At 36.5% G+C, this 16,629-nt stretch carries 11 protein-coding genes; all 11 read right to left on the bottom strand.

Features of this window, described 5'->3' with window-relative positions:
* Nucleotides 1-53 precede the first annotated feature (53 nt).
* Nucleotides 54-1,481 carry an RES domain-containing protein gene (locus FN001_RS12305; protein WP_142412019.1) on the bottom strand — a complete coding sequence of 476 codons (1,428 nt, stop codon included), beginning with the start codon at nucleotides 1,479-1,481 and terminating at the stop codon, nucleotides 54-56.
* Between the two features lie 228 nt (nucleotides 1,482-1,709).
* A complete protein-coding gene (locus FN001_RS12310; RefSeq protein ID WP_142412020.1) occupies nucleotides 1,710-2,120 on the bottom strand; it encodes a GtrA family protein in 411 nt (136 codons plus the stop codon).
* Nucleotides 2,117-3,094, bottom strand: coding sequence for a glycosyltransferase family 2 protein (locus tag FN001_RS12315; protein ID WP_142412021.1), 978 nt, complete (start codon nucleotides 3,092-3,094; stop codon nucleotides 2,117-2,119). The genes FN001_RS12310 and FN001_RS12315 overlap by 4 nt, the downstream gene beginning before the upstream one ends.
* 73 nt (nucleotides 3,095-3,167) lie before the next feature.
* Entirely contained in the window at nucleotides 3,168-4,313 is a 1,146-nt protein-coding gene (locus FN001_RS12320; RefSeq protein ID WP_142412022.1) for an acyltransferase family protein, read from the bottom strand.
* A gap of 774 nt (nucleotides 4,314-5,087) precedes the next feature.
* Entirely contained in the window at nucleotides 5,088-7,055 is a 1,968-nt protein-coding gene (locus FN001_RS12325) for a DUF6311 domain-containing protein (RefSeq protein WP_142412023.1), read from the bottom strand.
* An 11-nt stretch (nucleotides 7,056-7,066) separates the two neighbouring features.
* A complete protein-coding gene (locus tag FN001_RS12330) occupies nucleotides 7,067-8,611 on the bottom strand; it encodes a glycosyltransferase family protein (protein ID WP_142412024.1) in 1,545 nt (514 codons plus the stop codon).
* 111 nt (nucleotides 8,612-8,722) lie between these two features.
* On the bottom strand, nucleotides 8,723-11,158 hold the full coding sequence (locus FN001_RS12335) for a glycosyltransferase (RefSeq protein ID WP_185911916.1): 2,436 nt from the start codon (nucleotides 11,156-11,158) through the stop codon (nucleotides 8,723-8,725).
* A 92-nt stretch (nucleotides 11,159-11,250) separates the two neighbouring features.
* A complete protein-coding gene (locus FN001_RS12340; protein WP_142412026.1) occupies nucleotides 11,251-13,137 on the bottom strand; it encodes a DUF4422 domain-containing protein in 1,887 nt (628 codons plus the stop codon).
* Nucleotides 13,138-13,170: 33 nt separating this feature from the next.
* Nucleotides 13,171-15,036: a DUF4422 domain-containing protein gene (locus FN001_RS12345; protein ID WP_142412027.1), complete on the bottom strand. Its 1,866-nt coding sequence runs from the start codon at nucleotides 15,034-15,036 to the stop codon at nucleotides 13,171-13,173.
* 43 nt (nucleotides 15,037-15,079) lie between these two features.
* Nucleotides 15,080-15,820: an ABC transporter ATP-binding protein gene (locus tag FN001_RS12350; RefSeq protein ID WP_142412028.1), complete on the bottom strand. Its 741-nt coding sequence runs from the start codon at nucleotides 15,818-15,820 to the stop codon at nucleotides 15,080-15,082.
* A gap of 18 nt (nucleotides 15,821-15,838) precedes the next feature.
* A complete protein-coding gene (locus FN001_RS12355) occupies nucleotides 15,839-16,627 on the bottom strand; it encodes an ABC transporter permease (RefSeq protein WP_142412029.1) in 789 nt (262 codons plus the stop codon).
* Nucleotides 16,628-16,629: the final 2 nt, after the last annotated feature.

A 16,629-nucleotide genomic window follows, 5' to 3' on the forward strand; every position in this document is an offset into this window, starting at 1 on the left:
ACTTGAATCAGCTCCATGATTCTATATTTGCCACATTTTTACACCTGATTTTTTCAAGTTTTGCCGCAAATAATCTCTCTGCTCCCATCCACAAATTCAAAGTAGTCATCTTTCCACAAGACGCAGCAATTATAACCCGTACTTCTGTACTTGATCCCGTCAATTCCAATTCTCTTACAGCATGAAGCCACAAAATTCGGGAGCAGATAATTTTTCACAATTTTTCCGATCTCATTTTCTACTGTAAAACGCATATGCTCCATAAAGCGGTTTGTGCCCTTGATTTCTCCAGATAAATCTATCATCTTTGCATGCTTTACCGGTCTCAATCCAACTACCTGAATATCCAATTTCTTTCCGCCGCTATGTTTTCTTATTTCCGTCAGAGCTCCTTCTTTTGTCTCCGCAACATAATAACAGCTCTTCCCAATCGCATTATATCGTCCGTGAGAAGAGACATTTGTTGGTGCTTTCAGCATTTCCTGATCCAGGAACGGTGGTTTTCCCTCTTCAATCGGTCTGGCGTGAAAATATGTATCATGATCAAAATCAATAAAACTTTTCCACCCCTGAATAATCCCAAATATCTTTTTTCCTGTCGGATGCTCCATTGCAAATGTCACATCTTCATATAACTGACTTTCAAAAGAAAGCAGCTCGTCAAGAGAAATATTCGCAAAAAGAGTCTGAGAACTTTCAGCAATTGTAACTTGATCCGCAGTCAGTGCATATTCCGGAAAATCTTTATGATAGAATTCCTTCTTTTTCGGATCAAACATGATTTTTTCTGTCTGCGTCAGCTTCGCGGCGGTCGTCTTTGTCAAAGACTTTAGTACACGTTTGCTGCCCCAGGGCAATTTCAGTTTTTCATACTCAGGAATCACTCTGACAATGGCGAAATTCTGTGCCGCAATACTACGCTCTGCAATATTCGTCATCGCAAGTGCCTGATCCCATTGTGATGTCAAACTTCCTACATAATCTGAAACTACAGACGTTTTACCACTAAGCGCCGAAAGATTTCTTTCGAGCTGTGATTGAAATCTTAATAGTTCCGGAGTTTTCGTTGCAGATTCAATTACAGAAAGAATGCCGGAGTTGAAAAGCTGCATATCATGATATGGCTGCATCGCAGCTGCCACATTTTCTAATGCCCCACCCATAACATTCATATAACTCTCTGTCCCCAGCGGACGAACCACGCTGGCAATTGATGTTGCTGCCGCAGTCAGTGCTTGATCCGCATGGAAAATATTATGGAAAGGTTTTATCGTCGATCTAAGCGGTTCTATCGCCTTTGCAATTGCTCCGCAACTCTGATCAAATGTCGATGATGCAGCTGTCGCTGCCCGAATTGCCGACGAATTTATCATCTGATTGAACAGAGCATCTTGTTTTGCCATCTTTTGTGCCACCTGGTCACATACTGTTTTTGCTGAATGAATATCAGATTTTTCTTTTTCCAGTTCTTCTTTTTTCATTTGTATGCTCCCGTATTTTCACCGTGTTTTCAATCAAATTATATCTATATACTATAATGAAACCTCCATGTGTAGTGAATTTCTATCTTCTATCGACGGAATGGAGTAAAAATCTATTTCCTATCATCATTATGGACTACAAAATAACCAGTGAAAAGTCACCCAGAAATTAAACGCTTACATATAAAGTGTCCCAATTATCGTTTCCGATCTTTTGTATTTCCTGCCTTATCCTTTTTTCCTGAAAATAATCAATTTACTCGCCACATAATTTAAAATTACAACAAGCACATTTGAAGCGATCTTAATCAGAAGATCATTCATCCCCATGCAATCCACAAATACATACATGATCAGCAGATCGCATGCCCCGGTAAATAATCTGCATGATACGAATGACACAAATTCCTGCATCATGGCACGCAGCTGAAGATTTTTGCTCTCAAACACCCACCACTTATTCGTAATATACGCAAACAGTACCGATATGACCCATGCGATACAGGTACTTGCTACAACAGAGAAACGCAGTGGATGCGCACACAGATAGTATGTAATAATATTGACAGCAGTTGTACAAACTCCAAAAAATAGATATAAAATTGGCTGCTGATATTTTTTGAATAACTGCATTATCATTTCTCTGTATCTCCGTCTGCGTCTTTCTTCTCCTCAGTCCGCTCACTGATAATATAACGCGGACGATGCTTTACTTCCATATAGATTTTTCCGATATACTCTCCAAGAACACCAAGGCAGACCAGCTGGACACCTCCGAGAAGGCAGATAATACAGATCATGCTGGACCATCCGGCAACTGCATTGCCCATGAGCCGCATGACGATCGACCAGATCACCCCGAGAAAGCTCAGTCCAGCGATCACGGTTCCAAGAGCCGTAATGATCCGAATCGGTTTTACGCTGAGACTGGTAATTCCATCAAAAGCAAGTGCCAGCATTTTAGAAAGCGGATAATGGCTTTCCCCTGCGATTCGTTCATGTCTCTCATAATACACGCTGGTGCTCTTAAAGCCGACCAGCGGGAACATTCCGCGCAGGAACAGATTGACTTCCTTGAAATTTGCAAATTCTTTCAGCACGCGGCTTGAAACCAGTCGATAGTCTGCATGATTATAGACAACCTCTGCTCCCATCCAGTTTAAAAGCTTATAGAAGCCCTCCGCTGTAAAGCGCTTAAAAAATGTATCTGTATCACGTCTGCTTCTGACACCGTATACGATTTCGCATCCCTGATGGTACTGCTCGACCATTTCATCCATGGCATTAATATCGTCCTGACCATCACAGTCGATAGAAATCGTAATATCACATTTATCTTTTGCTTCCATCAGTCCCGCAAGAACCGCATTTTGATGTCCACGGTTACGGCTCTGGGAAATACCGATAAAATGTTCATCCTGCTTCGCCAGATTGCAAATGATTTCCCATGTTTTGTCTTTGCTCCCGTCATTGACAAATAAGATCCGGCTGCTATCAGAAATCTTATTTGACCGAATTAGTGATGTTAGCTTGTCCAAAAACATTTTTGATGTGATTGGAAGAACGGTTTCTTCGTTATAACATGGAATAACAATATATAATATGCTACTCATTTCAAGTCTCACCTTCCTGATCTTTTGTGTTGTTATTTAATAGCATTTCTACAAACATCAAATACAAATCTTATCACATATGTATCTGCTCACCCTTCAATTTTAATTTCATGCTAAGTGTTTCCATTACCTTCCAAAAAAATGTCAATAATACAGAAAGAGCATAAGAGACAGCAACCAGCATCATCAAGGACGGAACCGCCCATTTTGGAAATACAACAATCCTAACGATTGCATAGAAATAATAACAGCAAAAGGAATGGATCAGCCACATATTCGTGCTCTGTTTTCCGATTGCAATAAAAAACCGACTTAAAATATTTACCCGTTTCATCATATCCATACTCACAACAATCAGTATCGGCACATAAAAAATATCAGTCTCAGCTCCTGCAACCGAACGTCTAAGATACACGATAGCGCACCAGATGATCAAATCCATGACAGGATTTAATAATTTTTCTGTTTTCATTGCTCTGTCTAATCTATCTAGCAATCCATCCTTAGCTACTACCGCTCCCATCCAAAAGCACGCAGTAAATGGAGCACTCAAGCATAAAAAATGAGAATACAAATAATTGTTATTCAACTGACCGATTATCTCTATATTTCCTATCGCCGGTAAAAAATTTGTAATAATAATATTTCCTACAATAACAAGAAAAATATTAATGATCGCTGAATGCCTGTCGATGATCCATCTCAACAATGGAAATAAAATGATTGCCACTGCGTAGCTGTAAAGGAACCACCATTCCCCATTGTAGCTACAACTGATGCCTAAAAAATTGGCGATACACTCCTGGATTGAAAAATGACTGTATCTGCTATAAATCAGCTCATTATCACAGTATGGAGGCTGTGAAGAAAAGAACAGAAACGCAATCGGAATAAAAACGACAAACACTTTCCAATAGGGAACATATAGACTTTTCAGCTTTTTTATAGGATCAAATTCCTTGTTTCTGTTGCTGATGTACATTCCATAGCCACCTACAAAAAAGAAGAAGGAAACACAAATTTTAGCAAATACTCCAAAGTATTGGGGCATTGGTTCGCCAAATATCATTATACCATACCAGAGTACTCCACCCATAATTTTATCCGGGAATCCCCATAAATGATGTGACAGCATCAATATTATTGCAATGCCTTTTATAGCTTTGGTATCATCTCTGGATAAAAAGCTGTCTAGATTGCGGCTAACATTAATTTCCAAATCTTAATTTCCTCTCTCCGCCTATGTAATGATATCGAAAGACAAATTCCTCTATAGTATCTGGAAAGTGTGAATTTTCAACCACTAGTACCTTTTCATTTTACCACATTTCCGAGATAATCATTTTAAAAATATTTCTAAACATGTTTCCGTTCCATTCGCTCGAGTCACGCAATTCGTGTTCACTTTATTCAGGATGATTATCTCATGAATGCTAGACAAAAGTTTACCCGATCCATTTTCAGAAATAGACGATCCGCCTTGCTACGCAGAAGGCCAGCGGGCTTACCTCCAAACAATGGTGTGAACAAAATCATTGTTCTTGTTACGCTTTTTGCATTCTCAGATCCCGTTTCTCCTTTGGGAACAGATCCATCTGCAAATAGCTTAATTTCCGCATTCCAGCAGGATTTGTACTGAGTGATACTCATGTTTAACGGCTTGCTAAAATTCGACTACTGCCGTGAATCTTATTTTAATGAATCAATGATGTTAGCTTGTCTAAAAACATTTTAAACAGGATGGGAAGCATTCTTTCTTCGTTATATCATGCTGCTCATTTCAAGTCTCACCTTCTAGATCTTTTATGTTATTATTTAATATCGTCCCAAGGTATTTCTATAATTATCAAATAAAAAATCATATCTCATATGTCTTTGCTCGCCATCCAATTCGATTTTATATAAAGCCTTCGTATTATCTTTTAAAAAATGTTCTCATGCCCATATTAAAATGCCCGCTGATTATAAATGCCGTTCATTTACAGTACATAGATTAGTTGCTCATCTCTAATTTGTATAAATTTAATTTCATATTTTCTCCCGGAAATTGAATATTTAATTGGGATAAATCGGATACTGTAAAAGTTCCCATCGCTAATCCGCCTCCATCATATTTATCATATACAGATATAGCTTCTTGATTAACATCAATGCACGAATTAGCCGCTCGATCCCCCGTAATTTCAAATCCATATGTTCCAGGTTCTAAGTTTTCAAGAATTATCTGTTGTTGATCATTCTCTGTTTTCTCTTCCCAAGGTATGATTGTTGAAATTCTTTTTTTATTACTAATAATCTCAGTATTTCCTACTAAAAGGCCATCAATATAGTAGAAATTCAAGTATGGTAAAAGTTCTAACATATCATCGAATGTATCAACAATATACAAATCTCCTTTATCTTTCTTTCCAGACACTATATCATTATATTTTTTATTTTTATACCCCTCAATCTCCTTTGAGTTACGCCTAGAATAATAAAAATCATTAATCCCCAAATTATATTTCAACGCCTTATCTGCCAAATCGTAAAATGTGTATAATCTTAGTGGATTTTTGTTAAGTAATACAATTTCATTTTTATTTTTTAACAAAACGTTCCATTCATCACTCGATAATGAAGACACATATGGGAATTGGTTAATATCAAATTGATTATGTTTTATTACAGCCATTTTTGTAAAATCCACCATCTGAACTGCAACACAAATGCACAATACTATGCCTCTAGAATATTTTTTATATATTTTCCATGTTATATATGTTGCAAGTATTGCCATAATGTCCCATATTCCCCATAAAAACCTACCCGTAGAACGAAAAATGCTATATATTTTTATTACAAACGATGGATACGGAATTTCAATAAGTTTCCAACCACAAAACGTAATTGCTGTACCTAACGCTGCTATATATAGTAAAATAACTGCACTGAAAATTCCTAATATTTCATTTTTATAATATTTGATTATTTTTTTTATTGTTGCTAATGAGTTTCTATTTAAAAATATAAACAAACCCGATATTAACAATAGTAAAATGCCAGCACCAAGATATGCATATCCCTCATATTGTCCCTCTGTTGCTATTGGCCAGCTTTTCAATAAAGTAGAATATCCAGATAAATACTTTTCCGTCTCCATTGGATTAAATAATGAGTTTAAATTTGCTGAATAATATCCAAGTCCACTTGGTGCCGCATCATTTGAAGTTAGATGATAAAATCCACCATATAAATAGAAGCTCATTATAACAGAAAAAATTGAAACCATTAAATCTTCTAAACAAATCTTATAATTTTTATACTTAACTGCATAATACGCTATGTATATCAAAAATAAAATTCCTATGATTGGAATATAATACATATTAATTGACACACATAAAAAGAACATTCCGCCCCACCAGCAGGCATGCTTTCTCACTGAGCAGTCATTTACACATGACAGTATTCCAACTAAGCATAATATAATTAACCAATTCGCAGCTAATGCTGTATGCGTATATAATCGCTGAAGCACGATATTATTGAAGGAAAATAATATAGAGCCTACAATTGAAAATGTCATAGCATTTGTTAACTGATAAATTAAAATGCCTCCTAATGTTCCTGATAAAGCAAAAGAAAGTAACCCCCATAATCCAAAAAATTGAAACGTTTCCGGGAGAATTCCACTTAATGCTTTAAATATTACATTAAATAGTGGCACTGAATCAACATAAATAATAGATGTTAATTCGGGATATGCAATATTATCCATCAATCCAATTGGCCAATGCCACTCAGATCCTCTGAAGAAACGCCATCCATAGTAGGATTGTGTCAAATCTCCCCCTGCATTTAAAATCCAGTCTACATTGGTTACATTTAATACAGCAAAACCATAAATAGAAATGAACAATATGCACCCTATAAATCCGCCTCCAAATGCAGTTATATATAAGTGTTTCTTTGACTTCATTTTTGTTCCTCTTAACTTTTTTCTTGATTATTTTCAATCATATCACTATACTTTTCTAAGTGATTACCTCGTAGTATTATGCATTGGCGAAATCCATACACTGCCAAAATAATATATAATGGAGCATATATATATAAATATCGTGCTCGCGCCTCAAATAGTAATTCAAAAATTGTCAACCCTAAAATGCTCAACATAATAGTGCAAAAATATTTATTTTTAGGTACATGCCATGTGAATATATTTAAAAATAAAATTGTCATCCATATCATTTGCTCATAATTAGACCACAAAACATAATATTTTCCGATATCGGCATATTTCCCTGTATAATACAAACTGCGCAAAAAATCACATATTGGAGTATTCTTAGGATCAAATATTTCAAAAAAGAAAACACCTTCAGCCCCCCAACTAAACGTGCCGTTATAATAATTTGTCAACGTTTTTCGCACAAGCTGTTTGAATACTCCTATCATTTGCATATCTTTTATACGATTCCACGCTTCATGCAAATTTGCAACATTTCTTTCTGCACAGGTGGCAAACGTACCAGAAAATATTACATCATTTTCAGACCAAACTCCCATATCAACTGGATTCATACCCATCATAAAAAAATGTGCCATTCCAAAAGACATATTTTTATCAATAGCAAGAGGAATTGTAGATACTATACTTTTAATAATATATAATCCGATTACAATTCCAGAAATGATAATCAAATCATTTAACAATTTCTTTTTCAATTCAGTTCTTTTTATATCATCAAATGTTTCAACTAAAACAATAGCAATCAGCATTATAAATGTTTGTGGCTTTATTTTATATCCTATCGCAGAACATATACCTATAAAAAACCACATAATAAAAGAATTCGCTTTGTATATATATACAAGTATATATATACAAGGAAAAATCAAAGCCATAGAATCCGAATATGGTATTGAAACCCACGGAGAAATGCCTACCAAAAGTACATAAATAGTGTATCCAAAACCAGAAAATAGTGTATCTCCAAATAATTTCTCAATTATGCAAAATAACAAATACCCTGTTGCGGCATTTAAAAAACATTGAAATGACAAAATTACAAAATATTCATGTGCGTGCAATCCCATTTTATGTGCCAAAAATCTAATCGCTGAAAAAATCCATGCTAAGAACAGGTTATTGGGATATATAGAAAAATACCATCTATAATCACTTATGTTTTGATTATGTGCATATAGATCAGAAAATCTCATTAATATTTCAACGTCCCAGTCTGTATAAAAATAATAATTATATACAAAAAGGAGTTGCATTATAAATAAAATAATCGAAAATATTAATATATATTTCTTTCGTTGTTTTAGATTGAAATAATTAGTCATACTATAAATTCCAAAGAAAAAAATACTTCCAAGAAGTATCAAAAGTAAAGGTGGAAAAAAAATCACACCTTTCGTTGCATATTTTATTTTATTGAAAAAAATACATATTAACATTATCAAAAATATAGTACATGGATATACGTGTATTACAAGATTTTGTAATAATCGTTTGCTCTTCATTTTTCATTTTCCTTTTAGTAAAGTATCGTCTAATTAAAAAGCAGTATTCTCATTATTATCGCTCTAATTATTCATAATTCCCAGCAATGAATACTACTGGGAATCATGAAATTAATTGAATACTTTTTTAATGATTTTTTTTATTAAAGGCATATTATTTTCAAGTTTTTGTATACGCTCTTCATGCCATTTTTGTACTTCCCACTGATGATTAATGGACTTTTCATGACGATTTATTACTTCTTCATGACGGTTCACTACTTCTTCATGGCGATTTACTACTTCTTCATGACGATTTATTACTTCTTCATGACGATTTAATACTTCTTCATATTGAGGATTGATAGTAGTACAATTATAATCATTCGAATGAGACTGTATTTTATTTATTCCCCGAATTACATTTTCAAATAGCATATCAAGCATTAAAATTGATCTCGGATCTGGCTGATATTTAGGTGGAATAATAAAACTATCAAATAAATTTTTCCATGCAGATTTAATATCAAATGTAAGGAATTCTTTTAAACTATTACAAGCTTCTCTTCCCATACTCTTCCTTAAATTTTCATCTTTTAACAGTAAAATCATTCCATTTGCAAGCGCCAAAACATCTCCTTGAGGAACTGATATTATACCTTTTTTGTCTCGCGTCAATTCAAGATTAGGGAGCTCATACATAATGGTTGGTAGTCCATGCCCTTTTCCTTCTGCCAGTACCATTGAAAAGCTTTCACAAAGAGAGGTCATAGCAAGTATTGATGCATTTTTATAATATACTCCTGGCTCCAATTCATATCCACAAAAACGCACAGCTTGATCTATTCGATGTTGAACTGCATAATTCTGCAATCCTTCCATCCATTCTGGAGTGTCACCATCTCCAATCATAGTCAACGTAGCATTTGGAACAGATTTAATCACAATAGAAAACGCTTCTAATATATCATATGGTCTTTTTTCTTCAGCTAATCGTCCTACCCAAACAATGTTTTTTGAAGTACAATCAGATATTTCTGTTTCTGAAATAGCATCTAATGGATTAGGAATATAATATGTTGGTGCGTAATTGTTCCAAAATGATACATCAATTTCAGATAATGCTACCACTCGGTCAACCATTCTATATATACGTGGAAGATAGCTTGAAAATCTAGCATCATACCACATAGAACCGCAAAACATAGAATGCGTCTCAACTACTAGATTACACCCAAGTCCTTTTATCAGGCAAGTATCCCATAATAAAGTAATAGAAGTGCATGAATGATACAAGATTGTATCAATATCATATTTCTTTATCATTGCCTCCCAATAACGCGCTCTTTTTTTATACTTAGCTGCTTGATATTCAGAAAATTTAGGCAATACAATCCTAGTGATATCGGTGGGTATTGGATAATCGTCATCCGTCGCTTTTTCATCGGTGAAAAGTATGAGATCATATCCCATGTTCTTCCATACGAATAATAATTTTGAAAGAACTTTTTCAACTCCACCATTGCGCATTCTATGATAATATATCCCTATGCACTTTACCCTTTTCCCTGGTAAAATATTACGTTCTCTTGTAACTAGTCTATCTAATAATTGAGGACTGTCATTCCAATGTACTTTTGCCAGTTCTGAAACTACCGTACTTGCTCCAAGTTTTTTCAGAAGTAGATCATAGCCACGCTTTGAATCCGATAACGATAAGTAATTGTACCATTGGTAAAGTAAGTCAGTAATAATATTATTTTTTATCGTCCTAATCAGTTCTATATGTTTTTTATCAAGTCCTTTTTTACATGAAAACTCAGTTAATGCTTCTGAAACCTTTAATTTTGTTACATGTTTTTCAAACTGAGTAAAGTCAAGTCTAGAAGAATTTGTGATTCCAATTCCAAAATTATAAATGTATAACTTGTCATGAATGCCACGATATGTTGTCGAATAAAAGCTTATGAAAAAAAAGGCATATAAATCTTCTGAAACAATAATATATGTATCTTCAATCTCTGCATAAGCTTTTTTGCATATGTCTGCATTATACGCTTTATTCCATAATGTAAATTTCCATTTTTGTTCCTTAAAGCATGCGGCACATAAATCTCCCGAATAGTGTTTATAATACGGCTTTAAAACATCTAAAAGTCCTTTTTTCTCTTGTAAAGAATGCGTACCCCAAAAGATAATATCCGTCTCAAATTGCAAAATGTCAACTGGATCCCTCTCCATCTCTTTACATACATGTTCACATGCCTCAGATACAAAAGCATCATCTGCATCGCAAAACATAATGTAAGATCCTCTAGCAGAAGATACACCTACTTTACGTGCATAACTCGTGCCAAAATTTTGTTTCAAGTGAAAAACACATACACGTGAATCTCTTTTTGCATAATTTTGAAGTATTTTTAAACTTCCATCAGTTGAACAATCATCAACACAAATAATCTCAATTTCATATAATGTTTGATTAATTAAACTATCAAGACATTTAGAAAGGTATTGTTCGACATTAAATACAGGAACAATAATTGATATCTTGGGAATGTTTTCCATTTTAATCTCCACAGAATACATACTAGACATTTAGTATGCTAATTTTAATTACAGAAAATAAAAGATTCATCTATAGGATAACTTTATCTTCTTTATTTTTTCAAGCTCCAATAAACCTTCTTAATCCATTCTCTCCGTCCACTATGGTAAGGCAATATAACATCTACGATTCCCCACATTCTGGATTTCTTAGGAATGTAACGAACCTCTGGCTCACAGGAAACAACCGGCGCATTTGCTTCATCATCAAAACATCTACGAATTCTCCGTAAGAGCATCGGATAATACGGTGACAATTTTGCATACTCCCAGAAATACTCTGCAAAATCGCAGTCTACAACATCCCATGGTTTCTGATATCCTGCGTAATGGATCAGATACGGCTGTTTACGGGCTGCGGAATATTCCTCAAAGAGTTTTCTTGGCGCCATCTTAAGAATCTGCATACGGCTGCGTCCCGGTTCCTGCCAGTCCATTAATGTATTCCACTGCTGTGGGAGATATGTAACCTTGTTTTTACAGATAATGTTTAAAACATCCTGATCGTGACACCGGAATGACTGGGAGAGTGCCAACTTGATCATCTTCTGGGATGATGCCGTCTTTCGAAGGCCGTCAAGATCCAGAATCAGAACTCCCGCCTGGAAATAGTCGTATGGACTATCCAGTCCCAATGTTTCAGTTGCGTAAGTCTGCCAGTTATTCTGATTTAAGTTTAACTGCCCGGCAACGTCAATATCCTTTGCCGCACCGATAATCGCGCCCTTTAAATCCAGATCGTAAAGTTCCGCAACATCATGATCAGCAACCATATCACAATCCAGATACAGAATCTTATGGTAGCTTGGCATGATTTCCGGAATGATAAGACGGTAGTATGTTTCTACCGATAAATGCTGATCTACAAATAATTTTCCGGCATCAAAGTATTCACATACACGTGCAAAGCGGATTGAAATATTTTCTTTGCCTTTTGCAGCAGACTTGATCAAACGCTGATTCCGCTCAGAAATATCATTATATAAAATGATAATATCATAGTTCCTCTTCTCCGATGCATTCGCGATCATAGAACGGATCATGATATCCAGATACGGAGAAAATCGATTATTTGCAGATAGGACAATCGGGACTGCATCTTGATAAACAGGCTCTAAAACAGCATGTGGTGCTGTATCCTGGAATAAAGTCTTCGGGAGTTCAAATGTCTTGATCCCTTCCTGTTTTTTCAGGTATGAATAGTAAATGCCACAAAGACGCTCTGCAAGATATCCCATGACCCGGTATTCTTCTACGCTATACCATGTTGTATCGATCTGCTTTTCTGCCTCAAATAAAATATCAAAAAGCCATTCACAGTACTTCCGGTAAACGTTCTTTTCCATGATAAACATATTGCATTCATGTGCAACATTGGATTTCATATATTCATCCGCAATCTCTGAAAATTCTGGATACTTCTGTTTTAAAATTTTTAATGTAAGATCCAGATCTTTTCGATGCTGGAATGGAGCAACTCCATACTCATGGTAAACATCCATCGGACAGTCTTCTTCCGCCTCCTGAGGATATTTTCTGCCTTTTACAGAGATCACATCATACTGGGTAATTATTTTTTTCATAGTAACCGGATCAAGCTTGAGCTCTTTAATTGCTTCATCGTCGATTCGGTCATATACAATATTTCCCCATCCATCTTCACGTGTGATGGACGGATCAAATGCAAAATATCTGCGATAATGGAAGAATCCATAATAATCCGCATCATCATTTCTCCATGCCCAATATTGAGCTGTCAATTCGCAGTATGTTTTATTCCGATCAGAAATATTGTCACCTTCATTATCATAAAGCATCCCTTCCAGTTTGTTTCCGGAAAGAGCTGTTCCGACCTGAATCGGACAAAGGTATGGATTATCCGGAACATATGACGGTTTATGGCATACCACATAAATTTTAATATTAGGATCTTTATTCATCGTAATAATTCCTCTCACGGATGTATATCACATCTAAAATGCTGCATTATCTTTTTTTCTAAATATTCTCTTTGGAATATAGCCGATCGTATACACGATTCCGTGATCCAGGACACACTGTACTGCACCGCGGAATATATTTTTATGATTATTATTTCCGGTCTTACCGGTTGCTCTGTTCATCCGCCCCAGCATAATTTCATAATACGCTGTCCCTCTCGCACACTCCCAGAACTGCATTCCAAAATCCATTTCCGGTTCAACCCATGGCTTTTGTGGGCCTGCGTAGTGGATGATTTTCGGATTTTTTCTGGCTTCCTGATACATCTCATTCAGCCATCTCGGTGCCAATGCGATGATCTGATTGATTCTTACACCGGCAAAATCGACCATGACGTTCCAGCTCATATCGATATATTTGACTGCGCCTTCACACAGTTTATTTAAAATATCCTGATCAAGCAGCTGCCACTTTTCCGAAACTGCAAAGTCCAGAATCTGTTTCGTTGTATATCGTTTGCGGAATTCCTCAAGGTTTAAAAGCAAGACACCTGCTTGAAAATACTGGTAGGGTTCTTTTAATTTCAGGACCTTATCGGTATATTCTTTTTTATCCTTTTCATATCCGTTATATAATCCAGCAGTATCTGCATCATGGCACGCTGCCAGGAGATAACCGTCAATATTTTCATCATAAATCTTTGCAACGTCATCCATCGCGATCATATCAGAATCAAGATAAAGGACTTTATCGTAGTTTGGTAACAACTCCGGTAATACAAGACGATAATAAGTTTCTTTACTAAAATGTCCACAAATATAGAATATGTATTGATCAATTAATACACTCGGATCAATCACCCGTAGAGAAATATTGCTCCATGCAGAAAGCAATTTTTCTACGTGTTTTACATTGATATCCGAAACATCCTGAGACAGTAAAAGAATATCGTAGTTCTTTTTACTATCGCTATGCTCTGCAACCGATTTCAAAAATGTAGCGCAATACGGAATAAAGTAATCGTTCGCCGCAACTGCGATCGCTACATTGTTTTCTGAAAAGGCAGGGGCAGTCCGCTTCGCCTGAGCTAACGTCATCTTCTGATCTGTTTTCAAAAAGAGAACCGTCTGGAGTCTTTTTACCCTGAGACTCTTTTTCTTCTCCATATACCAACAGAACACCGTCAGCAAACGTTCCGCGAGATGTCCGGGCGTACGGTAACCTTCAACCGTATATTTGCTCATGTCTGTTTGTTTCTCGAATTCAAAGAGGATATTAAACAGCCAGCTCATGTATTCATGAAAAAGCTCTTTTTTCATGATATACATATTGCAAAGGCAGGTCTTTCTGCCTTTCATGACATCTTCAAAGGTATCCAGATAATCCGGATATTTAGCGGCGATGATATCACGCACCAGATCCAAATCCCGGATATTTAAGGATCTTCCATTTTTATATTGCTCATACACAGACGCATTTCTGTCCGGCATTTTTGCAACATTTTTTTCTTCCGATAAAACCAGGTCGTATGTTTCAACCAGGTTTCGGATACAGTCATCGTTCAGATTATATTTTTTCAGGCAAGTATCGTTTAAACGTTCCTCCGTGATATTCTGCCATGAATCTAACGAATATTTGTTCTCTGAAAAGTTCAAATATCTTCTGTAATGAAAAAAGCCATAATAATCTGCATCCAGATTCTTCCATGCCCAATACTGTGCTGTTAATTCGCAGTACATTTTATTTTTAGCGGAAATATTATCGCCGGTATTGTCCTGGATATAACCTTCAATATGCCTACTACGCAGATCCGCCCCGACCTCAATTGGAAGCATGATCTCACTGTCTGGTACTATGCTCTGTTTATGACAAGAAATTAAAATCTTTATGTTTCCCACGACTGTTCCATGATACTTTTAAGATAAAAAGTAACCCTTTCGTTTAGCTCAATGCCTCCATATAAGCATCCCCAACAGCTTCCACATCACCGATCATTTTAACATTCCCCTTATCGAGCCACAGTGCATGATCACATACACTCTTTACGGATTCGATGGAATGTGACACATACAAAAGTGTGGTCCCGTTTTTCCGCATATCGCTCATTCTCTGCTCACACTTCTGCTGGAATGCATAGTCTCCGACAGAAAGGACTTCGTCACAGATCAGGATATCCGGTCTTACGACCGTTGCGATCGCAAAGCCAAGACGGGCCGCCATACCAGAGGAATAGTTCTTGATCGGCATATCAAGGAAATCCCACAGCTCTGCGAAATCAACGATCTCATCAAAATGCTGTTCCATAAACTGCTTATCGTATCCAAGAACAGCTCCGTTTAAGAAGATATTCTCCCTTGCGGTGAGGTCACCGTCAAATCCAGCCCCAAGCTCGATCAACGGGGCGATCGAACCGTTGATCAGGACTTCTCCCTTATACGGTTTTAAGATCCCGCAAATCAGCTTCAGTAACGTTGATTTTCCGGATCCGTTTGTACCGATGATTCCCCAGGCCTCTCCTTTTTTTACCTCAAAGCTTACATCTTTCAATGCGAAAAATTCTTTGAACATCAGCTCTCTGCGGACCAGTTTTACAAAGTATTCCTTAAGATTGTCGATCCGCTCGGAGGCCATATTAAAGCGCACGACAGCATGTTCAACGCGCACTGCATATTCGTTATTCATAATTTTGTCCTCATTCAATTAGATATACAGGATAAAGCGATCCTGGCTCTTTAAAAAGGCCAGTGTACCAACTCCCAGCGTAACAAAAGCAACTACAAAGCCATATAAAACCATTCCCATATCCGGGCAGGCTACATCGAGAACGATCGTCCGGAACTGGGTGATATAGGTGTATAACGGATTAAAAGTTTTGATCGCTGTCTGTAAATTTTCAGGAAGCTGACTGAGCGGATAAAAGATCGGAGTAACGTACATCCATGCAGTTAAAAACGCACTGTAAATATACTGGATATCTCTGAAAAATACGTTCCCTGCTGCAAGGAGCATTCCTAATCCCAGTGCGAAAATATATACCTGGATCAGGATTACCGGAATAAAGAGCATATTTAAGCTAAAGGTAACTCTGCAGATAATGAATACAAGAAGCATAGCTCCCAAAGCAAAGAGCGTGTTTACGAACGAACTGGTTACTTTCGATAACGTAAAAATGTACTTTGGGACATATGTTTTTTTCAGAAGTGCCGCATTGCCGGTGATCGACCACATCGCCTGGTTTGTTGATTCCGAGACAAAGTTAAAGATTGTCTGTCCAACGATCAGATATACCGGATAGCTCTGGATGTCGAACCGGAACATATTGGAAAATACGAGTACCATGATCCCCATGATCATTAACGGGTTTAAGATACTCCACACATATCCGAGGAAGCTTCTCCGGTACTTTAGTTTAATATCTTTCGTGACCAGCTGCGATAACAGTGGCTTATAGTGCTGAAAGGTTGCCAGCCTTTTTATGAATTTACTCATCG

It is taken from the genome of Clostridium sp. Marseille-P7770, assembly GCF_902143525.1.
Lineage (GTDB): Bacteria > Bacillota > Clostridia > Lachnospirales > Lachnospiraceae > Pilosibacter.